This is a genomic window from Tardiphaga sp. vice154, assembly GCF_007018645.1.
GTDB lineage: Bacteria > Pseudomonadota > Alphaproteobacteria > Rhizobiales > Xanthobacteraceae > Tardiphaga.
Window position 1 is genome coordinate 1,848,631 of sequence record NZ_CP041399.1, and the last position, 26,529, is coordinate 1,875,159.

Annotated in this window: 16 protein-coding genes; 4 read left to right on the forward strand and 12 right to left on the reverse strand. The window is 63.6% G+C overall.

The annotated features are described in order from the left end of the window. Positions 1-94 precede the first annotated feature (94 nt). Positions 95-2,785, forward strand: coding sequence for a DNA ligase D (ligD, locus tag FIU28_RS08650; RefSeq protein ID WP_246660920.1), 2,691 nt, complete (start codon positions 95-97; stop codon positions 2,783-2,785). Between the two features lie 127 nt (positions 2,786-2,912). Here the strand turns inward: ligD and FIU28_RS08655 are convergent, their stop codons facing one another. Further along, on the reverse strand, positions 2,913-3,077 hold the full coding sequence (locus FIU28_RS08655) for a DUF3309 family protein (protein ID WP_143572545.1): 165 nt from the start codon (positions 3,075-3,077) through the stop codon (positions 2,913-2,915). 170 nt (positions 3,078-3,247) lie between these two features. Here FIU28_RS08655 and FIU28_RS08660 point away from each other — a divergent pair, with 170 nt between their 5' ends. Further along, positions 3,248-3,559 carry a polyhydroxyalkanoic acid system family protein gene (locus FIU28_RS08660; protein ID WP_143572546.1) on the forward strand — a complete coding sequence of 104 codons (312 nt, stop codon included), beginning with the start codon at positions 3,248-3,250 and terminating at the stop codon, positions 3,557-3,559. A 180-nt stretch (positions 3,560-3,739) separates the two neighbouring features. Here FIU28_RS08660 and treY read toward each other — a convergent pair whose 3' ends face one another. From treY to FIU28_RS08690, 6 genes are read right to left on the reverse strand one after another with little or no spacing between them, the layout of a single operon-like run. Next, positions 3,740-6,532: a malto-oligosyltrehalose synthase gene (gene treY / locus FIU28_RS08665; RefSeq protein WP_143572547.1), complete on the reverse strand. Its 2,793-nt coding sequence runs from the start codon at positions 6,530-6,532 to the stop codon at positions 3,740-3,742. A 2-nt stretch (positions 6,533-6,534) separates the two neighbouring features. Next, positions 6,535-8,295, reverse strand: a complete 1,761-nt coding sequence (gene treZ, locus FIU28_RS08670; protein WP_143572548.1) for a malto-oligosyltrehalose trehalohydrolase — start codon at positions 8,293-8,295, stop codon at positions 6,535-6,537. Beyond that, complete coding sequence (gene glgX, locus FIU28_RS08675) at positions 8,292-10,370, reverse strand: glycogen debranching protein GlgX (protein ID WP_143572549.1); 2,079 nt, start codon at positions 10,368-10,370, stop codon at positions 8,292-8,294. The genes treZ and glgX overlap by 4 nt, the downstream gene beginning before the upstream one ends. Before the next feature lie 2 nt (positions 10,371-10,372). Then, positions 10,373-12,520, reverse strand: a complete 2,148-nt coding sequence (gene glgB / locus FIU28_RS08680; RefSeq protein ID WP_143572550.1) for a 1,4-alpha-glucan branching protein GlgB — start codon at positions 12,518-12,520, stop codon at positions 10,373-10,375. Further along, positions 12,517-15,813 carry a maltose alpha-D-glucosyltransferase gene (gene treS, locus FIU28_RS08685; protein ID WP_143572551.1) on the reverse strand — a complete coding sequence of 1,099 codons (3,297 nt, stop codon included), beginning with the start codon at positions 15,811-15,813 and terminating at the stop codon, positions 12,517-12,519. Before treS ends, glgB begins: the two co-directional genes overlap by 4 nt. An 11-nt stretch (positions 15,814-15,824) precedes the next feature. Continuing rightward, positions 15,825-17,774, reverse strand: a complete 1,950-nt coding sequence (locus FIU28_RS08690; RefSeq protein WP_143572552.1) for an alpha-1,4-glucan--maltose-1-phosphate maltosyltransferase — start codon at positions 17,772-17,774, stop codon at positions 15,825-15,827. Between the two features lie 202 nt (positions 17,775-17,976). Here FIU28_RS08690 and malQ point away from each other — a divergent pair, with 202 nt between their 5' ends. Together malQ and FIU28_RS08700 are read left to right on the forward strand one after the other, a co-directional pair. Beyond that, positions 17,977-19,926 (forward strand): 4-alpha-glucanotransferase, encoded by a 1,950-nt coding sequence (gene malQ, locus FIU28_RS08695; protein ID WP_143572553.1) that lies wholly within the window; start codon positions 17,977-17,979, stop codon positions 19,924-19,926. A gap of 2 nt (positions 19,927-19,928) precedes the next feature. Further along, a complete protein-coding gene (locus tag FIU28_RS08700) occupies positions 19,929-21,731 on the forward strand; it encodes a glycoside hydrolase family 15 protein (protein ID WP_143572554.1) in 1,803 nt (600 codons plus the stop codon). 178 nt (positions 21,732-21,909) lie between these two features. Here the strand turns inward: FIU28_RS08700 and FIU28_RS08705 are convergent, their stop codons facing one another. The 5 genes from FIU28_RS08705 to gnd are packed head-to-tail and all read right to left on the reverse strand — an operon-like array spanning position 21,910 to position 26,518. Continuing rightward, on the reverse strand, positions 21,910-22,722 hold the full coding sequence (locus tag FIU28_RS08705) for a Cof-type HAD-IIB family hydrolase (protein ID WP_143572555.1): 813 nt from the start codon (positions 22,720-22,722) through the stop codon (positions 21,910-21,912). Continuing rightward, positions 22,719-23,243, reverse strand: coding sequence for a gluconokinase (locus FIU28_RS08710; protein ID WP_246660921.1), 525 nt, complete (start codon positions 23,241-23,243; stop codon positions 22,719-22,721). Before FIU28_RS08710 ends, FIU28_RS08705 begins: the two co-directional genes overlap by 4 nt. Beyond that, positions 23,236-23,979, reverse strand: coding sequence for a 6-phosphogluconolactonase (gene pgl / locus FIU28_RS08715; protein ID WP_246660922.1), 744 nt, complete (start codon positions 23,977-23,979; stop codon positions 23,236-23,238). Before pgl ends, FIU28_RS08710 begins: the two co-directional genes overlap by 8 nt. Next, entirely contained in the window at positions 23,979-25,487 is a 1,509-nt protein-coding gene (gene zwf / locus FIU28_RS08720; RefSeq protein ID WP_143572556.1) for a glucose-6-phosphate dehydrogenase, read from the reverse strand. The genes pgl and zwf overlap by 1 nt, the downstream gene beginning before the upstream one ends. Then, positions 25,487-26,518: a phosphogluconate dehydrogenase (NAD(+)-dependent, decarboxylating) gene (gene gnd, locus FIU28_RS08725; RefSeq protein ID WP_143572557.1), complete on the reverse strand. Its 1,032-nt coding sequence runs from the start codon at positions 26,516-26,518 to the stop codon at positions 25,487-25,489. The genes zwf and gnd overlap by 1 nt, the downstream gene beginning before the upstream one ends. Between the last annotated feature and the right edge of the window lie 11 nt (positions 26,519-26,529).

Below are 26,529 nucleotides of genomic sequence, written 5' to 3' on the forward strand. Positions count from 1 at the left end.
GCGGCGCAGGCGGGTTAAACTTGGAACTTCAACGGCAATTGCCGGTTTTGGTTCCTGGCGCGGAACGCGCCGGGTGGTAGCAGTGGGGTCTTCCGTGGTCGACAAGCAACTCTCCCTTTACCGCAAGAAGCGCGACTTCGAGCAGACCCGGGAGCCTTCCGGCGAGACGGCGGTGGCACCCTCGAAGCGCCGCCGCTTCGTGATCCAGAAGCACGATGCAACGAGGCTGCACTACGATTTGCGGCTGGAATTCGACGGCGTGTTCAAGTCCTGGGCGGTGACGCGCGGCCCGTCGCTCGATCCCGCCGACAAGCGCCTCGCGGTCGAGGTCGAGGACCACCCGCTGGACTATGGCGACTTCGAAGGCACCATCCCGAAGGGCCAATATGGCGGCGGCACGGTGCAGCTGTGGGACCGTGGCTATTGGGAATCGGAAGACCCGGAGAAGGGTTTCAAGAACGGCGACCTGAAATTCACGCTGGACGGCGAAAAGCTGCATGGCGGCTTCGTGCTGGTCCGCATGAAGCACGATCGTAGCGGCGGCAAGCGCACCAACTGGCTGCTGATCAAGCACCGCGACGAGTTCGTCAAAGAGGGCAAGGCCAATAAGCTCCTGGACGGCGACGCCTCGGTGGCCTCGGGGCGCTCGATGGCCGAGATCGCCGCCGGCCGCGGCAAGGCGCCCAAACCGTTCATGACCGGCAAGGCCGCCAAGCCCAAGGCTGATGCCGTCTGGGATTCCAATCACGGGATGGCCGCCGACGAGCGCGCCAGCCAGACGGTGAATACCAAGGCCGATGTCGCCGCGGCGAAGAAGGCGCCGGCGAAGAAAGTCGCAAAGAAGACCGCCGCAAAATCCGCAACGAAGAATGTCGCCGAAATGCCCGGCTTCGTCGCGCCGCAGCTCTGCGCGATCGTGGATCGGCCGACTTCGGCCTCGGGCTGGGCGCACGAGATCAAGTTCGACGGCTACCGCGTGCAGCTCCGCGTCGAGGGCGGCCGCGCCACGCTGAAGACCCGCAAGGGCCTCGACTGGACCGACAAATTCCAGGCCATTGCGAAAGAGGCCGCCGGCCTGCCGGATGCCATCATCGATGGCGAGATCGTCGGGCTGGATTCCAACGGCGCACCGGACTTCGCGGCATTGCAGGCGGCCCTGTCGGACGGCAAGACCGACACGCTGATCTTCTTCGTCTTCGACCTGTTGTTCGCCGACGGCGAAGACCTGCGAAAGCTGCGGCTGGAGGAACGCAAAGAGCGTCTCAAGGTGCTGCTGGAGACCGCGCGCGGCAAGCGCAAGGAAGGCCTGATCCGTTACGTCGATCACTTCGAGACCGGCGGCGACGCCATCCTGCAGTCGGCCTGCAAGCTGTCGCTGGAAGGCATCGTCTCCAAGAAATTGGCGGCGCCGTATCAATCCGGCCGCTCCGAGAACTGGACCAAGGCCAAGTGCCGCGCCGGGCATGAAGTGGTGATCGGCGCCTGGAAGAGCAACAACGGCCAATTCCGCTCGCTGATGGTCGGCGTGCACCGCGGCGATCATCTGGCCTATGTCGGCGTGGTCGGCACCGGCTTCGGCGCCGACAAGGTGAAGGCCATCATGCCGGCCCTGAAAAAGGCCGCGGCCAGGCAGAGCCCGTTCGGCGGCAAGGAGACGCCGCCCGGCGGCCGCGAGGTGCACTGGCTGAAGCCCGAGCTGGTCGCGGAGATTGAGTTCGCCGGCTTCACCGGCGCCGGCATGGTGCGCCAGGCCTCGTTCAAGGGCCTGCGTCAGGACAAGCCGGCCGAGGAGGTCGAGGCCGAGACGCCGAAGAAAACCGAACTCGCCGAGCCGAAGCGGCGCCCTGCGAAGAAGGCGGCGCCTGCCAAAAAGACGTCGAGCGGCAGCGCGACCGTGATGGGCGTGGCGATCTCCAAGCCGGACAAGGAGTTGTGGCCGGACGCCTTCGACGGCGAGCCGGTGACCAAGCGTGACCTCGCTGAGTATTTCGAGGCGGTGGGCGGCTGGATGATCGGTTACCTCAAGGGTCGGCCGTGTTCGATCGTCCGTGCGCCAGATGGCATCAAGGGCGACCAGATGTTCTTCCAGCGCCACGCGATGCCGGGCACGTCGAACCTGCTGGAGCTGGTAAAAGTCTCCGGCGACCGCAAACCCTATCTGCAGATCGACCGCGTCGAGGGACTGGCCGCGGTGGCGCAGATCGGCGGGCTGGAATTGCACCCGTGGAATTGCGCGCCGGACGCGCCGGAAATTCCGGGCCGGCTGGTGTTCGATCTCGATCCCGCACCGGACGTAGAATTCTCCGCGGTGATGGATGCCGCGCGCGAGATGCGCGAGCGGCTGACGGCGTTCGGGCTCGAAAGCTTCTGCAAGAGCACCGGCGGCAAGGGCCTGCACGTCGTGACGCCATTGGCCCATGGCGCCAGGGACAAGGTCGACTGGAAGGTCGCCAAGGCGTTCGCGCAGGGCGTCTGCCAGGCGATGGTCAGAGATCATCCCGATCGCTATTTGATCAACATGTCGAAGAAGTTGCGCGGCGGAAAGATCTTCCTCGACTATCTGCGCAACGACCGGATGTCGACCGCCGTTGCCGTGCTGTCGCCGCGCGCGCGCGACGGCGCCACGGTCTCGATGCCGCTGACCTGGGCGCAGCTACGCAGCGATCTCGATCCGAAGAAGTTCACCATCCGGACCGTGCCGGCGCTGCTGAAAAAGACCACGGCCTGGGAGGGTTACGATGATGCCGCCAAGCCGCTGAAGCCGGCGATCAGGAAGCTGGGCTGATGTAGCCCGGATGACAATCCGGGGAAGGCGGTCTTTTTGGAATCGTCGGCCCCGGATTGCCATCCGGGCTACAAACAAAAAAACGCGCGGCCCGTTTCCGGACCGCGCGCTTTCTCAAATCCTGAGCTTACAGCTTGCCGAGCAGCAGGAGGATCAGCAGGATCACGATGACCAGGCCGAGACCGCCGCCGCCATAGACGCCGGTGCCGTAGAACGAGCCGCCGCCGATGCCGGAAAAGCCGCCGAGCAGAGCGATGACGAGAATGATAAGAATGATTGTACCGATAGACATGAAACTCTCCTCAGCCTGGCAGGCGGCATGGACTCCTCTGCCTTCATGCGACAAAAACGCCCGATCATCGCTAAGGTTCCACTGACGAAACCCGAATGCGTCGAGGGTTTTATTGGCACGGTCCGCGCTTACATGCGTTGGATGAGTTCGTCGCCTTGGAGGAAATACCGATGTCTGCACCGCTCGTCGTCTCGATCCCGCATCGCCTTGGACGCGAGGAAGCCTGTCGCCGTCTCAAGACCGGGCTGACCAAGGCTGCGACGTCGGTGCCGGTCCTCAAGGTCGATGAAGAACGCTGGGAGGGCGACCGTATGATCTTCCGCGTTCGCGCGATGGGGCAGGCGGCCTCCGGCCATGTGGATGTTTCCGAGGATAGCGTCCGGGTCGAGGTGACGTTGCCCTGGCTGCTGCAACGATTTGCGGAAGTGGCGCAGGCGGCGATCAAGTCGCGCGGCAATCTGCTGCTGACCAAGAAGGGCTGATGCTGCTTTGCAACATCAGAACCAGCACTGCGGGATGAGAATCCGGCGCCGGCAACGTCAACCAGTTGCAAATAAATTGATGCAAAAATCGGACGTGCGGAGGAAGGGAACCGAACTTCGCGAGTCGGCACGAAATCCGCTTGGCCGCCCGGCCGTCGATCCCGGGCGGCCTTTTCGTTGCTATCGCAAGCGCGTCGAACGAACCCGCGGGGTGCCTACAGGCACCTGCGCCTTGATAACCGCGACCGGCATGCCTTTCAGCAGGCGGGCCACATGAAGACCGCCTTCCGCATCGGCTGCGCCTTCAACCGCATAGCCCGGCGCCAACACCTGCGCTTCGATGGCGTTCGCGGCGGGCCAGGCGCGCCCACCCTGCGTCAGCTCTCCGAAAGAACGGCCGATTACCACGATTGCGGCGTCGCGGCCGTGACGCCTTGCGAAGGCAATGACGTGCTCGGCATGTGGCCCTGTGACTTCCAGCGGCTCGTAGTCGCCCTGCGTGAACACCTCGGCCATCTCGCTGCGCAGGCGGATCAGCTCGCGCGTCCAGGCTAGTTTGATGTGGCCGCTGTCCCAGTCCTGAGCTAGCGCGTCCCAGTCCGGGGTCTGCACCTTGGCGAGGATCGCGGCGCGCTGCTTGAAATTGACCGGGCGGCGATTGTCCGGGTCGACCAGCGAGAAGTCCCACAATTCGGTGCCCTGATAGAAGTCGGGCACGCCGGGCATCGTCGCCTTCAGCGTGATCTGGCTCAGCGAGTTCAGCGCCCCCAGCAACGAGGTCCGCTTCGAGAACGTCTCCAGCGCGTCCAGGAATTCGCCCGACAGGGCAGGATCGAGGATGCGCTCCAGAAAAAGATTCAATCCCTTCTCATAGGCATCGTTGGGATTGAGCCAGGAGGTTTCCTGCTTGCCCTCGCGCGCCGCCTTCAGCGCATAGGCCTGCATCCGCTCCACGAACGTGCCGTCGCGCTTTTCCAGCGGCAAGGCGCCGAGCAACGCCTGGTACAGCATGTATTCGAAGGCGGCCGAAGGCGCGCGCATGTCGCCGTCGATTACCAGATGCGGTGCGTTCAGCACCTTCCAGCGGCTGACCGCATTGGCCCATTCGCCGGGCAGTTCGGCCAGGGCCAGTTGGCGCGCGCGGGCGTCCTCGCCGCGCTTGGTGTCGTGCGTTGCGGTCGCCGTCATGCCGTGCGGCCAGTCGCGGGCGCGTTCCTTCATCATGTCGTGGAAAGTGCCGAGCGGCATCGCATTGGCGCAGGGATCGCCGCCGACCTCGTTGAGCGCCAAAAGGCGATGGTAGCGGTAGAACGCCGTGTCCTCGAGCGACTTTGCCATCGTCGGGCCGGTGAATTGCTGCACCTTCATGGCGAAACGGCGCACCCGCGGCTTGCTATGGGCGACGCGGCCGGGCTTCAAGAGGTCGAGGGTCAGCGCGTCCTTGAGGAAGTCGAACAAGCCCTCATCGGCGCCGAACCAGTCGGTGCGGGCCTTCTCGATCGTGGTGGAGATCAGTTCGCGGTCGAGTGTGGAGGGGCCGGTCGCCGTGATGTAGGTGCGGTAGACCGGGAAATGCAGCACGTAGAGCTCGAAGGCCTGCCGCAGCGTATCGGCCGAGAAATCTCGCGTCGTGTAATGGCCGCCGGCGATCCGCGCCAACAGGCGCGTCAGTACGGTGAACTCGCTGAGCAGCAGCGTCTCCAACACGCGCTGCTTGGCCTCGCGCAGCACCGGTGCAAATTTCGGCGAGGAGTTGCTGACCTGGCGCCAGATCTCGTCGAGCGGGTCGAGGCCCCGGGGCTCGACCAGCACCTGGGTGATGGCGTTGAGCCATTCATAGCCCGTGGTGCCATGAACGCCGGCGAGATCGACCAGTCTTTCGTCCTCGCCGAGAATCTTCTCGATCAGCACGTAGAACGGCTTCGACTTGTCGACCTGTGCGTCGCGCACCAAGCGTCGCAGCCGCTGGAAATACTGCGCGGGGTCGCGCAGCCCGTCGATGTGGTCGAGCCGCAGGCCCTGCAGCTTGTCCTCGGCGATCAGGCGCTTGACCAGCGTATGGATGGCATCGAACGTGCCGGCGTCTTCGACGCGCAGGCCAGCCAGCGTATTGACGTCGAAAAACCGCCGATAGTTGATCTCACTGGACGCCAGACGCCACTGGCCAAGCTTGTAGTGCTGACGCTCGAGGAGATTGTGCAGGGTCTGGATTTGCGTCGGGCGGTCTGCCCCGGCGCGGTAGGCATCAAGGCCTTTCTCGATCAGCGCGGCGCCACCGGCAACGGCTGCCAACTCTTTCTTGAAGCCGGGGGCTTCCGAGAGGTTGGGATGGCGCAGGCCCTTGTAACGCGAGGCGAATGCGAGGATCGCCTTGCCGGCGGGCGTTTCGGCGGCATCGGCCTCCTTCACCACGGTGCGCAAAATCTCGCTGTAGCGCTCCGGGGCGATCGGCAGGCGGTGCTCGAAATACCATGCCGAAAAGCTGCCTTCTTCCGCATCGAACTTCAGCTCGATCTCGCCGGACTCCAGTGCCTGGCCGTAAGAAGTGCCGATGATCGGCAGTAGAACGCCGCCGCGGGCGCGGTAGGGCAGGGTATCCCAATCGATGTCGAACGAAACGGCGTGCGGCGACGCCTGGCCCCATTCCAGCACGCTCAGCCACCACGGATTGTCGGCGAAATGCACGCCGACATGGTTCGGCACGAAGTCCAGGATCAGGCCGATATCGTTCTTCTTCAGTTCGGCCGAGAGGCGCTCGAAACCTTCTTCACCGCCCAGCACGGGATTGAACTGGGTGTGGTCGACGATGTCGTAGCCGTGCGTGCTGCCGGCACGCGCCTTCAGGAACGGCGAGGCATACAGGTGCGTGATGCCCAGCGATTTGAGATAGGGCACGACGGCAGCGGCGTGATCGAAGGTGAAATCGCCGGTGAGCTGGAGGCGGTAGGTGGCAACGGGGATGGCAGACGTCATGTTTAGTTTTCCATTCGCCAGGACACCGACCACGGCGCCACCTCGTTGAGGGCATCGCGGCCCCACAGGTTCGTGCCAGCCAGGGTCGGTCGTTCGGCGATCGTGTTACCGGAGAGATTGGCCAGCAGGCGTAGCGTGGCGCCGTCACCCATCGTCCAGTGGGCGGTGAGAAGGCCGTTATCGGCAGCCTCCGCAGCGCCGAAGCGTGCGCCACGGAGCCGCGGAATGATGTGCTGCTGGCGGAGCGCGAGCAGGTCGCGTACCAGCTTCAGCCGCTGCTGGCCGGCGGCTTCGTCAAGATTCTTCCAGTCGAGCACGGCGGACTGAAACGTCGACTCGTCGAGGGGATCGGGAATTTCGTCGCCGTATTTTTCGTAAGCCGAGGCGAATTCCTTCTTGCGACCCTGGCGGACCGCTTCGGCGAGGTCGCCCTTGAAGTCGCAGAAGAACGGGAAGGGTGCCTTGGAGCCCCATTCGTCGCCCTGGAACAGCATCGGCACCATCGGCGCCAGCAGCGTGATGGTCAGAGCGGCCTCGATCGCCTTCGGCTTCGCGATGGCTTCCAGCCGGTCGCCGAGCGCACGGTTGCCGATCTGGTCGTGGTTCTGCAGGAAGTTGACGAAGGCCGAGGGCTCGAGCTGGCCGCTCGGCTCGCCGCGCGCTTCGCCATCGCGATGCGCGGAAGGTTCGCCCTGATACGCGAAGCCGGAGGACAGCGTGCGTACCACATGGTCGATCGGGCGCGGCGAGTAGTCGCTGTAATAGCCCTTGTCTTCGCCGGTCAGCAGTACGTGCCAGGCGTGATGATAGTCGTCATTCCACTGCGCGCGGTACTTGCCGCGCGCCGGGTCGGTAACGGGATCGAGCAAAGCGGCCTTGTTGTCATCGTTCTCCAGCACGAGGTGGATGAAGCGGCCGGTCTCGGCGGCGAGTTTGCCAACCTCGCGGCTGAGTTCGTGCAGCATCGGGATCTCGCCCTGCTCGGGGATGGCGTGCACGGCATCCAGCCGCAGCCCGTCGAAGCGATAGTCGCGCACCCAGGCCACCGCGTTCTCGATCGCATAGGCGCGGACCTGCGGCAGGTTGTAGTTGATTGCCGAGCCCCACGGCGTATGCGCGTCGCCGAAGAAATCGGGCGCGTAGGAGCCGAGGTAATTCCCCTCCGGGCCGAAGTGATTATAGACGACGTCGAGAAACACCATCATGCCGCGCAGATGCGCCTCGTCGATCAAGGTCTTGAGATCCTCGGGGCGACCGAACATGCAGTCCGGCGCGTACCACAGCACGCCGTCATAGCCCCAATTATGCCGGCCGACGAAATCCGCCAGCGGCATCAGTTCGAGCGCGGTGATACCGGTTGCCCTCAGATGATCGAGCCTATCGATCATCGCGAGATAGGTGCCCTCGGGCGTGAATGTGCCGACATGGGTCTCGATCAGCACGGTCTCTTCCCATGGCCGGCCGCGCCAGTCGGCGGCTTTCCATGGGTAGGCGTCGTGGTCGATCACTTCGCTGGGGCCGGCGATATTGCCGGGCTGGAACGAGGAGCCGGGGTCCGGCACGTTGTCGGCGCCATCGATATGGAAGCGATAGGTCGCGCCGGCCTTGACGCCCGGCACTTCGGCGGTGAACCAGCCGTCGGTGTCGCGGTCCAACGGATAGAGCTTGTCGAGCATCACATCGACACGCTGGGCGGCGGGCGCCCATAGCCGGAACTCCGCGCCTGTCGATGTCAGGCGCGGTCCAAAACTTCGCTTACTCATGAAAAAGAACCTGCAAATGCGAGAACGGATCGCGGCGGCGCATCGATGTCGCTGCCGGAAGGAAGGATGGCGATCGACAGCGCGTCGTCGGCGGTGTTGAGCACCTGGCGCCAATGCTTGTATTCTGGCAGCTTCGGCAGCTTGAAGGGGATGCCCTCGGGCGCCGAATTCAGCACGATGAAGATCGGGTTCTGGTTGTCCTCGCAGGGGCTGAGCACATAGGCCAGAAATCGGCCATCGGGAAACGCCCAGTCCTGCTCGGTCATTTCCTCGGCCGCGGGCGTCAGCCACAGCACACCATAGGTGCCGTCGGCACGGCGACCGTCTAGCCACCTCTGCGCACGGATCTGCGGGAAACGCGCGCGGAGTTGCGACATGTAGCCGACGAATTCGGTGAGGTCGTCTTCCTTGAGGCCGAGATTTTCCCAGCCGACCCAGCCAATCTCGTTGTCCTGGCAGTAGGCATTGTTGTTGCCGTCCTGCGTGTTGCCGACCTCGTCGCCGGCCAGAATCAAGGGAACGCCCTGCGCCAGCATCAGGCAGGCAAGCTGGTTCTTGCGCAACTGCCGGCGCAACGCCTGCAGCGCCGGATCGCTGGTCGGGCCTTCTACGCCGAAATTGTTGCTCAGATTGTCGCTGGAGCCATCGCGGTTGTCCTCGCCATTGGCAAGATTGTGCTTCTCGTTATAGGAAAACAAATCAGCCAGCGTGAAGCCATCATGCACTGTGACATGATTGATGCCGGCCCGCTGCTTGCGGCCGTCATGGTTGAACACGTCGGACGACCCCGTCATGCGGCTTGATACTTCCCCGATCAGGCTTCCTTCGCCACTCCAGTATCGGCGTAACGCGCTTCGGTACTTGTCGTTCCATTCGGACCATTGCGAGGGAAACGCGCCGACCTGATAGCCGCCCATGCCGAGATCCCAGGGCTCGGCAATCAGCTTGACCGTGGCCAGCAACGGGTCCTGGCGCACCGCGGTGAGGAAGGCGCTGTTGCGATCGTAACCATTGGGATTACGAGCCAATTCGGTGGCGAGATCGAAGCGGAAGCCGTCGACGTGGCACACCTCGACCCAGTAGCGCAAACTGTCCATCACCATCTGCAGCACGCGCGGATGCGTCAGGTTGACGGAGCTGCCGCAGCCGGTGAAGTCGTCGTAATAGCGCTTGTTGTCCGGCATCAGCCAGTAATAGGAGGCGTTGTCGATGCCGCGGTAGCACAGCGTCGGGCCTAAGTGATTGCCTTCGGCGGTGTGATTGTAGACGACGTCGAGGATGACCTCGATGCCGGCATCGTGCAGCCGCGCCACGGTGGTGCGAAACGAGTCCAGCGGATTGTCGGCGCCGTAGCGTGCTTCGGGCGCGAAGAACGACAGCGAATTGTAGCCCCAGTAATTGGCGAGCTTCAGCTCGACCAGCCGGCGGTCATCGACGAAGCTCTGCACCGGCAGCAGTTCGATCGCGGTGACGCCGAGCCGTTTCAGGTGGTCGATCATCGCCGGGGATGACAGCCCGCGGTAGGTGCCGCGGATGCCGGGTGGTATGTCCTTGCGGCCCATCGTCAATCCCTTGACGTGGGCCTCGTAGATGATGGTGTCTTCCCACGCCACGCTCGGCCGGGATTCCTTGCGGCCCCAGTTGAAGGTCTCATCGACGACCACCGCCTTCGGCATGCCGCGGGCGTTGTCCCGGCGATCGAAGGAAAGGTCCTCGCGCGCGCTGCCGGTGCGGTAGCCGAAATGCGCGTCGCTCCACACCAGCCGGCCGGCCATCCTCTTGGCATAGGGGTCGAGCAGCAGCTTGTGCGCGTTGAAGCGGTGGCCATGCTCGGGCTCGTAGGGCCCGTGCACGCGGTAGCCATAGAGCTGGCCCGGCGAGACGTCGGCCAGATAGCCATGCCAGACGTCTTCGTTGCGCTCCGGCAATTCCACCCGCTCCAACTCGCGACGGCCCTGGCTGTCGAACAGGCAGAGTTCGACCTTCTGGGCGTTCGCCGAAAACAACGCAAAGTTGGTCCCCCTGCCGTCCCAGCTTGCACCGAGGCGAGAGTGAGTTCCGGTGGTAACGCGCATGTTTAGAATTCCGGTATGAGAAAAATGGCGGCCAGCGGCGGCAGAGTGAGGTTCAGCTCCGGCACCAGCCCGGTGGTCTGCACCTCACCAGCATTGCCCACATTGCTACCGCCGTAAATCCCGGCATCGGAATTCAGGACCTCGCGCCACTTGCCGGGGAACGGCACCCGGACCTTGTAGTCGCGATAGACGTTCGGCGAGAAGTTCACCACTACGAGGCACTGGGCGCGTGGATTGGCGCCCTTGCGCAGCCAGGCAAAGACGTTGGAGGCGGCGTCCTCGGTGATCACCCATTCGAAACCGGCCGGATCGCAGTCCAGTTCGTGCAGCGCAGGCTGGTTGCGATACAACTCGTTGAGGTCGCGGACCAGCGACTGGATACCGACATGCTTGGGCTGTTCCAGAAGGTGCCAGTCCAGCGAACGGTCGTGATTCCACTCCCGCTCCTGGGCGAATTCGCAGCCCATGAACATCAGCTTCTTGCCGGGGTGGCCGAACATGAAGGCGTAGTATGCCCGCAGATTGGCAAAGCGCTGCCAGTCGTCGCCGGGCATCCGCCCGATCAGCGATTTCTTGCCGTGCACGACTTCATCATGCGACAGCGGCAGCACGAAATTTTCCGAGAACGCATATTGCAGACCGAACAGGATCGAGCCGTGATGGTATTTACGGTAGATCGGATCCTGGCTGATGTAGTTCAGCGTGTCGTGCATCCAGCCCATGTTCCACTTGTAGCCGAACCCGAGCCCGCCATATTCGACCGGGCGCGACACCGACGGCCACGCGGTAGATTCTTCCGCCGCTGTCATGGCGTTGGGGAATTTGGCGTAGACCTCGCTGTTGAAGCGGCGCAGGAAGTCGACGGCTTCGAGGTTTTCCCGGCCGCCATACTTGTTGGGTATCCAGGCGCCGGCGTTGCGGCTGTAATCGAGGTACAGCATCGAGGCGACCGCATCGACGCGCAGGCCGTCGATATTGTAGCGCTCCAGCCAGAACAGCGCGTTCGACACCAGGAAGTTGACCACTTCGGTGCGGCCGTAATTGTAGATCAGCGTGCCCCAGTCCATGTGCCGGCCCTGCAGGGGGTTGGCATGCTCATAGAGCGCGGTGCCGTCGAACACGCCGAGGCCGTGCGGATCGTCGGGGAAATGGCCCGGCACCCAGTCGAGCACCACGGCGAGGCCTTCGGCGTGGCAGGCATCGACCAGCGCGGCAAAGTCGACCGGGGTGCCGAAGCGGCTGGTCGGCGCGAACATGCCGGTCGGCTGGTAGCCCCACGAGCCGTCGAACGGATGCTCGTTGACCGGCAGAAATTCGATGTGGGTGAAGCCGAGATCGCGGGCGTAGCGCGGCAGCGTTTCGGCCAGTTCGCGATAGGTCAGCCAGGCGTTTTCGTCGCCCTTGCGGCGCCATGAGCCAAGATGCACCTCATAGACCGACATCGGCTTGTTCAGCGCGTTGATATCGGCGGGCGCGGGACGCGGCAGGGGGATGTGTTCTTCATCGACCACGATCGAAGCGGTCGAGGGACGCAGCTCCGCCGCGAACGCCATCGGATCTGACTTCAGCGCCAGCTTCTGGCCCTGCGGTCCGGTGATGGCGAATTTGTAGTGATCGCCGGCGGTCGCCGCCGGGACGAACAGCTCCCAATAGCCGGCACCGCGCACCCGCATCGGGTGACGCCGCGGGTCCCAGAAATTGAAGTCTCCGACCAGGCTGACGCGCTGCGCGTTCGGCGCGAAAACGACGAAGCCGACGCCTTTGACGCCTTCCAGCGTCATCGGATGCGCGCCGAGCTTGTCGTACAGGCGCTGGTGGGTGCCTTCGCCGAGCAGATAGAGGTCGAAATCGGTCAGGATCGGCGGAAAGCGATAGGGGTCGTCGAGATCGACGGTGTTGTCGCCATAACGGGCGCGCAATTGATAGGTGGTCGAGCCATTGGCGAGCGGGCCCACGAACAGGCCGGCCTCATGGAGACGCTCCAGCGCCGTCGTCGCGCCATGGGCATCGATCGCATCGACATTGCTCGCGCCCGGCAGGAAGGCGCGCACGATCGTCCGGTCGTCCTCCTGGTGGGGTCCGAGATAGTGAAACGGATCGGCGTGTCGCCCTTCGACGATTGCATAAGCCTCTTCGGGTAACTTGATCATGAAACATCCTCAGAGTGCTGATTCAAAATACGCAGCGTGCCGGCCAACGGAACACGCAGCCAGTCCGGGCGATGCGCAAGTTCGTATTCGATCTCGTAGAACGCCTTCTCAAGCAGGAAGAAGTCCAACATGGCCTCCGCCCTGGCCGGATCGGCGGGCCACAGTCTCGCATCGGTCACGGTAGCGCGATAGGCACCAACGAATGCCGCCGTTGCGCGTTCCCGCCAGCCGTCGAGCGCCGCGGCCAGTTTGCCGTTTTCGTCGGGGGTGACCTTGATCGCACGTTCCAGCGCCGCTGTGACCGAATAGTCGATCGAGCGGATCAGGCCGGCGACGTCGCGGGCCGCCGGCGCCTTGCGGCGGCGCTCGGCGATCGGACGGCGCGGCTCGCCCTCGAAGTCGATGATGAAGATGTCATCCTTGACGATCAGCATCTGGCCGAGGTGGAAGTCGCCATGGTGGCGGATCTTCAGCCCGTCGATGTCTTGCGGCAACAAGGCTGCCAGTCGCTCGCGCAGACCGTCACGCAGCGCTAGCACCTGATCGATCAACGCGCGATCGGTTTCCTTGGCTCCGGCGCGGCGCTGCTGCATGCCGTCGAAGGCGACCTCAGCGCGGGATACAATTTCTTCGATCCACAGCCGGACGTCGTCCGCCGTATTCGGCTCGGGCGCAAAGCCCTCGACGTTGTCGTGGCTGCCCAGCGCCATGTGCATCTCGGCGACGCGGCGGCCGGTCTGCACCATGTAGCGCAGATACGGCACCTGCTCGTCGCTCTGGGCGAGCTCGGCACCATTGACGAGCATTTTCTGCTCATCGACGAAGCGGTCGAGATAGGCTGAAGTAACGGTCCAGGCGTCGCCCTGATTCTGCACGAAGGCGTGGATGATGGCGATCGCGCTATGCTGGTCGCCCTCGATCAGCTCGATGCTGCCGAGCAGCGCCGGGGTATTGGCATAGCCGGCGACGTCGGTTAGAAAGCGGCCGACCTCTGCCTCCGGATTGATGCCGGTCTGCAGCTTGCGATACAGCTTGACGACATAGTCGCTGTCGACCAGCGCGGTCGAGTTCGACTGCTCGGTTTCGACCGCGCGGATATGCTCCAGCGGCTTGACCGGCAGCGTGGCGAGCTTGGCCGTCGGGCGGAATTCCAGCCGGGCGCCGCCTTCTTCCGTGGTGACGGAATGGCGCAGGTTTTCCAGCAGCAGCGAGATGAACTCGGCATCCGTGGCGACATCGAGCAGCGTGCCCTCGCGGGCGCCCTGGCGCACGGCGGCGAAAGCCCGCGCGTTGTAGCGCTCGCGATCGAAGCGCACCCAGTCGATCTGCATCGGCAGCAGGTAGCGTGTCGCGACGCCGCGCTGCGTGCTCTCGAAGAATGCCAGCCATGGCCGGTTGTCGCCTTCGTTGGCGAACGGGATCGCCGAAGTCAGCCGGGTTTGGATCGCCTTGGGGTTTCGTTCCGGATACCAGCGCGTGCGCGCCAGATGAGCCGGCAGCACGTCGCGTTCGAATACGCCGCGCGTTCGGCCAAGTGTCATCCACGACGAACCGAGCGGCACCACCAGCGTCTCGAATTCCGGCACCACGGCGGGCTGGGTATGTTCGGACTCGTCGCGCTCTTCCAGCAGGAACCAATAGAAGCCGTACGGCGCCATCGTCAGCATGTAGGGCAGCTCGCCGATCGCTGGAAATTTGTTGCGGCCGAGCATTTCGCAGGGCACCCGCTCTTTCCACGGCGACAAATCGAGCTCCGTCGCCTGCGCGGTACGCGACAGGTTGGCGACGCAAAGAATGACCTCGTCGCCGAACTGGCGGACATAGGCCAGAACCGAGCGATTGGTCGGTCGGATGAAGGTCATGGTGCCGCGGCCGAAGGCCAGCGTCGATTTGCGAACCGCCATCAGCCGCTTGGTGGCCGAGAGCTGCGACGACAACGAGCGCGACTGCGCCTCGACATTGACGGATTCATAACCGTAGACCGGATCCATGATGGTCGGCGCATAGAGCCGTGCGGGATCGGCGCGCGAGAAACCGCCATTGCGGTCCGGGCTCCACTGCATCGGGGTACGAACGCCGTTGCGGTCGCCGAGGTAGATGTTGTCGCCCATGCCGATCTCGTCGCCGTAGTAGATCACCGGCGTGCCGGGGAACGACATCAAGAGCGAGTTCATCAGCTCGATCTTGCGGCGGTCATTGTCCATCAGCGGCGCGAGACGGCGCCGGATGCCGACATTGATGCGGGCTCGCGGATCATTGGCGTAAGTGGACCATAGATAATCGCGCTCGACGTCGGTGACCATTTCCAGCGTCAACTCGTCATGGTTGCGCAGGAACATCGCCCACTGGCAATCCGCCGGGATGTCCGGGGTCTGGCGCAGAATGTCGGTGATCGGAAAACGGTCTTCCTGGGCGATCGCCATGTAAATGCGCGGCATCAGCGGGAAGTGGTACGCCATGTGGCATTCGTCGCTGTCGCCGAAATATTCCTGCACGTCCTCGGGCCACTGGTTGGCCTCGGCGAGCAGCAGCTTGCCCGGCGCATAGGCGTCGAGCTCGGCGCGCAGGTGCTTGATGACCTTGTGAGTCTCGGGCAGGTTTTCGTTGTTGGTGCCGTCGCGCTCGACCAGATAGGGGATCGCATCCAGTCGGAAGCCATCGACGCCGGCATCGAGCCAGCGTTTCATCACCTGTACCACCGCCGAGACGACGCGTGGGTTGTCAAAATTCAGATCGGGCTGATGCGAAAAAAATCGGTGCCAGTAATAAGCCTTGGCTTCCGGGTCCCAGGTCCAGTTCGACTTCTCGGTGTCGGTGAAGATGATCCTGGTGCCGTCATATTTCGTGTCGCTGTCGCTCCAGACATACCAGTCGCGCGCGCTCGAGCCCGCCGGGCTGCGCCGGGCGCGCTTGAACCAGTCGTGCTGGTCGGAGGTGTGATTGATGACCAGCTCGGTGATGACCCGCAGGCCACGCCGCTTGGCTTCGTGGATGAAGCGGCGGAAGTCCTTCATGGTGCCGAAATCGGGATGGATCGATCCGTAATCGGCGATGTCATAGCCATCGTCGCGGCCGGGCGACGGGTAGAACGGCATCAGCCACAGCGCGGTGACGCCGAGTTCCTGCAGATAGTCGAGCTTATCGGTGAGGCCGGCAAAATCGCCGATGCCGTCATTATTGCTGTCCGAAAAGGCTTTGACGTGCAGCTGATAGATGATCGCATCCTTGTACCATAGATGATCATCCTTGGCGCCCGGCGCGACAGTCGAGTCGATGGGAGACATGACGTTCATGGGAAGTGCTTTCAGGCGAGGCAACGGAAGAAGATGGCGGGGTCGCGCATCGGATCGATCCGGATGCGAAGACCACCCCATTCGACCGGATGGCGCTCTCCGGTAATGATATTCTCGACCGCGGCCACGTCGCGGCGCTCGCCGTCGATCATCACCTGGCTGTTGATCGGCAGCCAAACCTCATGGACGTCGCGCGAAAGCGAAATCGCGCCGGCCACCATGTTGCTGTGGTCCACGGATTCTTTCACGAAACCGATGACATTGACGTCGTCCACAGCAAGGAAGCGCAGATTGCTGGTCTGCTGGAGTGCCTTGTTCGCGCGGCGCGCCATGTTGAGTTCGCGGATATAGGGCTTGATATTGCCGGGCTTGTCCCAGTCGCGGACCCGGATCTCGTATTTCTCGGAATTCAGGTACTCTTCCTTGCCCGGAATGGCCTCGTTTTCGAGCAGCTCGAAGCCGCTGTAGATGCCGTAGGTCGACGACAGCGTCGCCGCCAGCGCGACGCGCGCCTTGAACATCCAGGCTTCACCTGACTGCAGATGAAAAGGCAGGATGTCCGGCGTGTTGACGAAAAAGTTCGGACGGTAGAATTCACGCTCGGGATAACCGCACAATTCGTTCAGATATTGCTCGATCTCCCACTTCTCGGTGCGCCATGTGAAATACGTATATGACTGCGAGAAGCCGAGCTTGGCCAGGCCCTTCATCAACTTCGGCTTGGTGAAGGCCTCGGCCAGAAACAGCGCGTCGGGGTGCTTGAGCTGCACTTCATGGATCATCCACTCCCAGAACCGCAGCGGCTTGGTGTGCGGATTGTCGATCCGGAAGATTTTGACGCCGTGATCGGCCCAGAACAGGATCACGTCGCGCAGCGCATTCCACAGCGATCCGGCGTCGTCGCAAGTGAAGTCGGGGTTGTGGATGTCTTCGTATTTTTTCGGCGGATTCTCGGCATATTTCATCGTGCCGTCGGGCCGACGCTTGAACCAGTCGGGGTGCTCGGTGATCCAGGGATGGTCAGGCGAACACTGCACGGCGACGTCGAGCGCCACTTCCATGTCGAGCGACTTCAGCGCCGCGAGCAGCGCCTGGAAGTCGTCCATCGTTCCGAGGTCGGGATGGATGGCGTCATGGCCGCCTTCCTTGCCGCCGATGGCGTAGGGGCTGCCGACGTCGCCGGGCTCGCCTCTCAGCGCGTTGTTCTTGCCCTTGCGGTTGGTCACGCCAATGGGATTGATCGGCGTGAAATAGACCACGTCGAAGCCCATCGCGGCGACGTCCGGCAGCCGCGCGATACAATCGCGGAAGGTGCCGTGCTGGCCCTCGATCTTGCTCTGGCTGCGCGGCATCATCTCGTACCAGGCGCCGTTGCGGGCGCGCTCGCGGTCGATCATCAGCGGCAGCAACGGCGAGCGTGTCAGGTCGGGGCGCGCCTGGGCTTCCGACATCGCGGCGCGCAATTCGGGCGCCAGCAGCGGCGCGGTGTCGCCGGTCTGCAGATAGTTTTCACACTGCCGCACGATCAGCGCCGAAGCCTCCTGACCGCCGGACTGTGCCTTGGTCATCAGCCCCGCGCCTTCCAGCGCGTCCAACGTGACATCCTGGCCAGCCTTCAACTTCAGCTCGAAGCCATGGCGCCAGGTGGCAAATTCATCGGTCCATGCCTCGACGGCATAGACATAACGGCCGATGCCATCCGGCATGAACGAGCCGCCCCAGCGGTCATTGACTTCAAGCGCCATCGGCGTGCGGTTCCAGACGCTGTCCTGCTCGCGGCGCCACACGATGGCAGCTGCGACGATCTCGTGACCGTCCCGGTACAGGTCGGCAAACACCTCGATCGGCTCGCCGGCGATCCGCTTGATGGGGAAGCGCCCGCCGTCGATGATCGGATAGATGTTCTCGATATGGAAAGCACCATTGGTGGCGCTTTCGACAGTCTGAGTGGTTTTGTTCACGTTGAGGCCATCGACAAGAGGATGTCGTCCCAATTCGAGTTGCGGAAAAGAGACGTTGCGATCATATACAAAGTGCGGCAACGGGCGTTAGTTCCATCGGGAACCGAGCTTAAGCATATGCGTTGAAAGCTGCTATCCTCTTCGTGGAATTCATAAATTTCGCAACGATCTGTCATTGTTGCGTTGCAAAGAACGTGCCCGCATGGACCTTTTTACCAAAGCCGCCGAACTCGGAATCCAGACCGGTTTTCATGATGGGCAGGGGCACTGGCACACCACCGACGAAGCCGCGCTCAAGATCATTCTCGACGCCATGCCGGTGCGTACCCAGCACCGCTTTCTTACCGGACCGGTGGTGGTGCGGGCCGAGCAGGCCGAGCGGACCTTTCTGACCGACGCAGCCAGTTTCCCGCTGAAGTGGGAAATCATCGACGGGGTCAAAGTCCTGGCCGAGGGCGAAACCGCTGATCGCAGCATCCTGTGGCCGCTCGACCTGCCGGTCGGGGTGTGGCGGGTCCGGCTGACCGACGCCTCGTTGTTCTCCGAAGAGGCGCCGGTCATCGTGGCGCCGGCCAAGGCGTTCCCCGGCGAGTTCGAGCGGTCCTGGATCCTCGCGGTGCAACTCTACGGGCTGCGCTCGGAGCGCAACTGGGGCATTGGCGACTTTACCGACTTGCAGCGGCTGATCGAGATGGCGGCGTCGCTCGGCGCCGGCGGCGTCGGGCTCAATCCGCTCCATGCCCTGTTCGACGATCGCCCCGCCGAATGCAGCCCGTATTCGCCGAACAGCCGGCTGTTTCTCAATCCGCTCTATATCGACGTCGAGGCATTACACGAATTCGCTGCCACGGACAGCGGCGACACGCTGGCTCGTCTGCGCGCCAGCCCGCAAGTCGAGTACGCCGCAGTGGCCGCCGCGAAGAGCGAGGCGATGCGTGCAGCCTTCGAGATCTTCAACGCAGATCCGGCGTCGCCCCGCCAGGTCGCCTTCGCCGCCTTTCGCGCCGAACGCGCGCCGCTGCTGACGCGCTTTGCCTGTTTCGAGATGCTGCGGCACAAATATCAGAGCGCGTGGTGGGACTGGCCGGAAGAATTCCAGCACCCCGACGACGACCAGTGCGCCCGTCTGCGCGCCGGCCATGACGCCAAGGAAGTGGCCTATATCGAATACGTGCAGTGGAACGCCGACCTTCAGCTCAAGGCCTGCCATGACCTCACGGCCAGGCTCGGCATGAAGGTCGGGCTCTATCTCGACGTCGCCGTCGGCGTCCAGAGCGGCGGGTTCGATGCCTGGAACGAACAGGTTGCCGTTTCGCGCCATTTGTCGATCGGCGCGCCGCCGGATCTGCTGCAGCCGGCCGGGCAGAACTGGGGTCTCGCCGGCTTCAACGGCGCCGGGCTCGAGACCAATTCCTTTGTGCCGTTCAAGGACATGCTGCGGGCATCGATGCGCTACGCCGGCGCGATCCGGCTCGATCATGTGCTCGGCCTCAACCGGCTTTACGTGGTGCCGCACGGCTATTCGGCCGCCAATGGCGCCTATGTGAAGATGCCGCTGCAGGCGTTGCTGGCCGTGACGGCACAGGAGAGCGTTGCCAACCACTGCGTGGTGATCGGCGAAGATCTCGGCACCGTGCCGGACGGCTTCCGCGATGAACTCGCCGACTGGGGCGTCTGGTCATATCTTGTCATGATGTTCGAGCGCGACAGTCACGCCGCGTTCCGTGATTTGGGCCACTACGCCACCAACGCGCTTGTGACCTTCAACACCCACGACCTTCCGACCTTCGCGGGCTGGCGCAGCTATGCCGATCTGGTGCTGAAACGATCGCTCGGCATCGATCCTGGCGAGAGCGACGACGCCCGGCGCTATGCCATCGAGAAACTCGGCGACATCCTGCGCCAGCACGGCATCGATCATGCCGACCTGGACGGCGTGATCCGCTTCCTGTCGCTGACATCGACGCGGATGCTGGCGATCGGACTCGAGGACCTGCTCGGCGTGGTCGATCAGCCCAACATTCCCGGCACCATCGACGAGCACCCGAACTGGCGGCAGCGCCTGCCCGTGGCCGTGGACGAAATCGCGGAGGTGATCGACGCGGGCGCGCTTCGAAGCGCCTTGCACGAACGTTCGGGCGAGGTCGCCTGACGTTGTCGGGCCTTATCGAGGACTATGCGCTGATCGGCGATTGCGAGACCGCCGCTCTGGTCAACCGCGACGGGTCGATCGACTGGCTGTGCTGGCCGGCGTTCGATTCCGATGCCTGCTTCAGTGCGCTGCTCGGCGATAGAAAGCATGGCCATTGGGGCATCGCGCCCATAGCCGAGGTGACCAGGTGTACGCGACGATATCGCGGCGACACGTTGATCCTGGAGACGACCTTTGAGACGGCCGAGGGGGCGATCACCCTGATCGACTTCATGCCGCCGCGCGGCGCGGCCTCCGACGTGGTCCGCATCGTGCGCGGCGAGCGGGGCGTCGTGAAGCTGCGGATGGAGCTGGTGGTGCGGTTCGGCTTCGGCGTCAACATTCCCTGGGTGCAGCGACAGGACGACGGCACGCTGCTCGGCATCTGCGGGCCCGACATGGCGGTGCTGCGCACCCCGGTAGCGACGCATGGCGAAGACCTGACCACGGTTGCCGAATTCGAAATCCGCGCCGGCGACAGCGTGCCGTTCGTGCTGACTTACGCTCCGTCGCATCTGCCGGTGCCGGCGCCGATCGATGCCGAAGGCGCCCTGACGGACACCGAGGATTTCTGGACCGAATGGAGCGGGCGCTGCACCTATAAAGGCGAGAGCCGCGATCTGGTGATGCGCTCGCTGATCACGCTGAAGGCGCTGACCTATGCGCCGACCGGAGGAATCGTCGCGGCGCCCACCACTTCGTTGCCGGAGAAGCTCGGCGGCAGCCGCAATTGGGACTATCGCTATTGCTGGCTGCGCGATGCCACCTTCACGCTCATGGTCTTGATGAACTCCGGCTATACTGAAGAAGCGCTGGCCTGGCACCATTGGCTGCTGCGCGCCGCGGCAGGTTCGCCCGCCGATATGCAGATCATGTATGGCATCATGGGCCAGCGTCGGTTGCTGGAGTGGGAGGCCGACTGGCTGCCCGGCTATGAAGGCGCGCAGCCGGTCCGGGTCGGCAACGCCGCGCATGCGCAAATGCAGCTCGACGTCTATGGCGAACTGATCGATACCTTGCATCAGTTTCGATTGGCGGAGCTGGAGCTCGACGGCGAAAGCTGGGCGGTGGCGCTCCGGGTGCTCGAACACCTCGCCGGCGTCTGGGACCAGCCCGATCACGGCATCTGGGAGCGCCGCGGCGTCGGCCATCATTACGTTTTCTCGAAAGTGATGTGCTGGGTGGCGTTTGATCGCGGTATCCGCAGCGCCGAGAAATTCGGTCTCGACGGACCGCTCGACGAGTGGCGCGCGTTGCGCGACACCATTCACCGCGACGTTTGCGAGAAAGGTTTCGACAAGGATCAGAACGCCTTCATGGAATTCTACGGCGCCGATGTGCTGGACGCCAGCAATCTGCTGCTGTCGCCGGTTGGCTTCTTGCCGGCGTCCGATCCGCGCATCCAGGGCACCATCGCGGCCACCGAACGCCATCTGATGCGCGACGGTTTCGTGCTGCGCCACGATCCGCGCGAACAGACCGGCGAGACGCAGCCAGTGGAGGGCGCCTTCCTGGCCTGCAGCCTGTGGCTGGCGGATGCGTATCTGCTCGCCGGCGAGATCGCCAAGGCGCAGGCACTGTTCGATCGTGTCACAGGCATTGCCAATGACGTCGGCTTGCTGGCCGAGGAATACGACTCGATCGCGCGGCGCCAGACCGGAAATTTCCCGCAGGCGCTGACCCATATCGCGCTGGTCAACACCGCGCATAATCTATCCGGCGCAAAGCGCGCGGCGGAAAAGAAGCGGTCGCGCTCGGATTGCTAGGCGCATGCGCCTTAATGAACATTGTCATCCCGGCAAGCGAGCTTGCGAGCGCAAGCCGGGACCTATAGCCTCCGTCCTCCCGATGAGACGCCGTGGCAATGTCTGATAGCTGCGACGAGCCCGGAGGGTATGGGTCCCGGCTCGGCGTTCGCTGGCGCTCACTGGGCCGGGACGACAGCTAGCCCCCGGCATTCCTCCGCAAGATCAATTCCACCGCGCCGGCGAAACCGTCCTCTTCGTTCGACGTCGTGACATCCGTCGCTTTTGCCTTCACATCATCCGTTGCATTGCCCATCGCTACCGACAGCCCCGAAAACTTGAACATAGGCAGATCGTTCTGCATATCGCCGATGGTGGCAATAGCATCGAGCGGAATATTCAGCCGTTTGGCCATCGCGGCGACGAAGGTGCCCTTGTTCTGGCCGGGCGGGGTAATGTCGAGATAATAGTTCTGCGAGCGGACCGCGACGGCGCTTTCGCCGAGCGCCTGCTGCATCGCCGCCTCGCAGCGCTCCAGCAACGGGAAGTCGTCGCTGGCGCCGACGACCTTGCAGACCCGGCCGAGATACGGCGTGAAATGATCGACGATCACCGGATCGTGCTGGATCGTGCTCTGCTCACGCGGCACGTAGATTCCGTCGTTGCGCTTGATCAGCCATTCGTCATTGGTGAAGATCCAGGGATCGACGCCATATTGCTCCAGCACCTCGATGGCGCGCGCGGCGGCAGCCTGCGGGATCAGATGCTGGGCGATGACTTTCAACTGGCCATCGACGATCGAGCTGCCGTTGAACGGGCCGATCGGCAGCGTGATGCCGAGCGGCTCGACCAGAAACCGCATGCCGACCGGCGGCCGGCTCGAAGTGATGGTGAAGCCGATGCCGGCATCGCGCAGCTTCTGCACGGCCGCGCGGGCGGCGTCGGTGAGGACCTTCTCCTTGGTCACCATGGTGCCGTCGACATCGGAAACAACGAGCGCAATACGAGTCATGTAGAAGTCCTGTTAGATAGCTGGCCGATGATCGCATCGACGATCGCTTCGACCGGGGCATCGATCGCAACCGAAATGGGCCTTTCATCCGGAGCCGGCGGCTCCAGCGTCTTGAACTGGCTGTCGAGCAGGCCCGGCGGCATGAAGTGGCCCTTTCGGCTCTTCAATCGGTCCGCGATCAGCGCCGGGTTGCCGTCGAGATAGACGATGCCGATATCGCGGCGGCCGTGCACCAGCACGTCGCGATAGGCACGCTTCAGCGCCGAGCAGGCGACGACGACATGGCCGCCGCTGCAGGATACTCTTTCGATCTCGTCGGCGATCGCCTGCAGCCACGGCCAGCGGTCGTCGTCGGTGAGCGGATGGCCTGCGCTCATCTTGGCGACATTAGCTTTGGGGTGAAAATCGTCGCCGTCCTCAAAGGTCCAGCCGAGCCGTTCGGCGAGCTTTTCGGCGATCGTGCTCTTGCCGGAGCCGGCCACGCCCATCACGACCAGCGCGCAGAACTTTGCATCATCCATTATCGCGGTCCGGCATTGCCGAGCGGTCGCACAGGAAGACGGTTTCGCCAGCGCGGGCGCGCGCACGGTTGGCCGGCAGGTCTTCGCCGGACATCAGGCGCGACAGGATGGCGCGCTTGTCAGGACCGCCGAGCAGGAACAGCATCTCGCGGCACGATCCCAGCGCCGGCAGGGTCAGCGATACCCTGGGCACGAACGGCGCCACATGGGCTTCGGGAACGCCGACCACCCAATGGTCGGTCACCTCGATCGCCGGATAGGTCGGAAACAACGAGGCGACGTGGCCATCGGGGCCGACGCCCATCAGTACCACGTCGAACAGCGGATGCGCCGGATCGAGGTCCTGCGCGCCATTGAATAATTGTAGCTCGCGTTCATACGACGTGGCGGCCTCGGCGGGGCTGCCGGCGCTGGTATTTATCGGGTGAATGTTGGCGGCCGGTGCGCAGCGATCGAGGAAGATCGCGCGGGCCTTGCTCATATTATGCAAGGAATCGCCGGGCGGCACGAAGCGGTCGTCGCCGATGAACCAGTGCACGCGGGGCCATGGAATCCGGCCGGCAAAGGGCTGCTGGCCGAGCAGCTCATAAAGCTGCTTCGGGCTGGATCCGCCGGTCAGGCAAATCGCGATCCGGCCGGGATTGTCTGCAATCCGCGCCATCACGCGCGCGGCGGCGGCCTCGGCGAGCGCGGCGGCGTCATCGACAACGACGATTGCTGGGCTTGGGGCGGCCATCAGCAAAGCTTCCGCCAGCTGCGACCCTCACGTGTCATCAGTTCATCGGCCTCCTCAGGGCCTTCGCTGCCCGCCTTGTAGGGCCTCAGCCCATCGGCACCGGCCTTTTGCCAGGCATCGAGGAACGGCTGCACCGCACGCCAGCCGGCCTCGACGCCGTCGGCGCGCTGGAACAGGATGTTGTCGCCGATCATGCAGTCGTAGATCAGCGTCTCGTAGCCGGTGGCCGGCGTGGCCTTGAAGTAATCCTTGTAGCGAAACGTCATCTCGACGCCGTCGATCCGGATCGAGGGACCGGGGATCTTGGTGTTGAAATGCAGCGCGATGCCCTCGGTCGGCTCAATGCTGATGACCAGATAGTTCTGCACCAGTTCATCCACCGACGTGCCGCGGAACATCGCGAACGGCGCCTGTTTGAATTTGATCGCGACCTCGGTGCGCTTGGTGCCGAGCGCCTTGCCGGTGCGCAGATAGAACGGCACGCCGGCCCAGCGCCAGTTGTCGATGGTCAGTTTCATCGCGGCGTAGGTTTCGGTGGTGCTGTCGGACTTGACGTCTTTCGACGTCAGATAGTCCTCGATCTCGGTATCGCCGATCGTGCCGCCGGTGTACTGGCCGCGGACCGAATTATTCAGCGCCTCGGCCTCCGACTGGATCTGGATGGCGCCCAGCACATCTGCCTTCTCCGAGCGAACCGAATGCGCGTCGAACTTGACCGGCGGCTCCATCGCTACCAGCGACAGCAACTGGAACAGATGGTTCGGCACCATGTCGCGCAACGCGCCGGTGGCGTCGTAGAAGCTGCCGCGGTGGCCGACGCCGAGCTTCTCGTCGACCGTGATCTGGACGTGGTCGATATGGTTGCGATTCCAGATCGGCTCGAACATGCCGTTGGCGAAGCGCAGCACCAGGATGTTCTGCACCGTCTCCTTGCCGAGATAATGATCGATCCGGTAGATCTGCCGCTCTTCGACAAGGTCGAGCAATTGCTTGTTGAGCTGTTTTGCCGACTCCAGATCGGTTCCGAACGGTTTTTCGACGACCAGGCGGCGCCACGCGCCATTCTCCTCCAGCATCCCGGTTCGCGACAGCTCGTTGGCGATCGGCGCGAAGGCGTTGGGCGGGGTCGCCAGATAGAACAACCGGTTGCCGGTCGTCTCCCGGCGTTGCTCGAGTTTGTCGAGCTCCTCGCGCATGCGGTCGAACGAGGAGGGATCTTCCGGGTCGGCGGCAATCGATGTCAGGCAGGACAACAGCCCGCGCGCGATCTCGTCATCGACCGGGCGGGTGGCGAACTTCTTCAGGCCCTTGAGCATGTCCTCGCGCAATTCATCGCTCGGCATGCTTTTGCGCGCAACGCCGACCACGCAGAATTTCTCGGGCAGCAGGTTCGATACCGCAAGATTATAGAGCGCCGGCAGTACCAGGCGGTGGGCGAGATCGCCGGTCACGCCGAAGATGATGAAGGAGCAGGGATCCGGCGTCTTGGTGGTGGGGGCTTCGGTCATCAATCGGCTTTCGGCTTGACGATTTCGGGCGCAGCCTGCTTGACGGGGTGAGGATGCTGTTCCGGCTCCTTGTGGCCGCCGAAGCCGGCGCGCATCGCCGACAGAATCTTCTCGGCAAAGGTGTGCGTCTTGCGCGACCTAAACCGCGCGAACAGGGCCGCGGTCAACACTTCGGCCGGCACCGACTCATCAATCGCGGCGTTGACCGTCCAGCGGCCCTCGCCGGAATCCTCGACATAGCCGGAATAAGTATCGAGCGTTTCGTTCTTGGCGAGCGCGGAAGAGGTGAGGTCGAGCAGCCATGACGGGATCACGCTGCCGCGGCGCCAGACTTCGGCGATGTCCGGCAGGTTCAGCGTAAAGCGATGCGCTTCGGGGAGCACTTCGAGATCGGCATTCTTGAGAATGTCGAAGCCCTCCGCATAGGCCTGCATCAGCCCGTATTCGATGCCGTTATGCACCATCTTGACGAAGTGGCCGGCGCCGACCGGGCCGGCATGGATATAGCCCTGCTCAATGCGCGGATCGCGGCCGTCACGGCCGGGCGTGAGCGGAATGTCGCCGGTCCCCGGCGCCAGCGTGGCGAAGATCGGGTCGAGCCGGTCGACGACCTTCTTGTCGCCGCCGATCATCATGCAGTAGCCGCGCTCGAAACCCCAGACGCCGCCGGAGGTGCCGACGTCGATATAATGCAGGCCCTTTTCCTTCAGCGCCTGGCCGCGGCGGACGTCGTCCTGCCAGAACGAGTTGCCGCCGTCGATGATGACGTCGTCGGGCTCCAGCAGATGCGTCAGTTCGTCGATGGTGGTTTCGGTGATCCGGCCGGCCGGCAGCATCACCCAGACCGCGCGTGGCTTGCTGAGCTTGCTGACGAACTCCTGCAGCGAGGTGCTGCCGACGGCGGTCTCGGCCACCAGATCGGCCACCGCCTTCGGGTCCTTGTCATAGACCACCGCGGTGTGGCCGTTCTTCATCAGGCGACGAACAATATTGCCACCCATTCGGCCAAGGCCGATCATGCCAAGCTGCATTTTACTGTCCC

Coding starts and splice junctions, on each gene's coding strand:
- FIU28_RS08660 (WP_143572546.1), top strand. CDS start 3,248: ATGTCTGCACCGCTCGTCGTCTCGATCCCGCATCGCCTTGGACGCGAG.
- treZ (WP_143572548.1), bottom strand. CDS start 8,295: ATGAGTAAGCGAAGTTTTGGACCGCGCCTGACATCGACAGGCGCGGAG.
- pgl (WP_246660922.1), bottom strand. CDS start 23,979: ATGGCCGCCCCAAGCCCAGCAATCGTCGTTGTCGATGACGCCGCCGCG.
- glgB (WP_143572550.1), bottom strand. CDS start 12,520: ATGATCAAGTTACCCGAAGAGGCTTATGCAATCGTCGAAGGGCGACAC.
- FIU28_RS08710 (WP_246660921.1), bottom strand. CDS start 23,243: ATGGATGATGCAAAGTTCTGCGCGCTGGTCGTGATGGGCGTGGCCGGC.
- treY (WP_143572547.1), bottom strand. CDS start 6,532: ATGACGTCTGCCATCCCCGTTGCCACCTACCGCCTCCAGCTCACCGGC.
- treS (WP_143572551.1), bottom strand. CDS start 15,813: ATGAACGTCATGTCTCCCATCGACTCGACTGTCGCGCCGGGCGCCAAG.
- gnd (WP_143572557.1), bottom strand. CDS start 26,518: ATGCAGCTTGGCATGATCGGCCTTGGCCGAATGGGTGGCAATATTGTT.
- malQ (WP_143572553.1), top strand. CDS start 17,977: ATGGACCTTTTTACCAAAGCCGCCGAACTCGGAATCCAGACCGGTTTT.
- FIU28_RS08705 (WP_143572555.1), bottom strand. CDS start 22,722: ATGACTCGTATTGCGCTCGTTGTTTCCGATGTCGACGGCACCATGGTG.
- FIU28_RS08655 (WP_143572545.1), bottom strand. CDS start 3,077: ATGTCTATCGGTACAATCATTCTTATCATTCTCGTCATCGCTCTGCTC.
- glgX (WP_143572549.1), bottom strand. CDS start 10,370: ATGCGCGTTACCACCGGAACTCACTCTCGCCTCGGTGCAAGCTGGGAC.
- zwf (WP_143572556.1), bottom strand. CDS start 25,487: ATGACCGAAGCCCCCACCACCAAGACGCCGGATCCCTGCTCCTTCATC.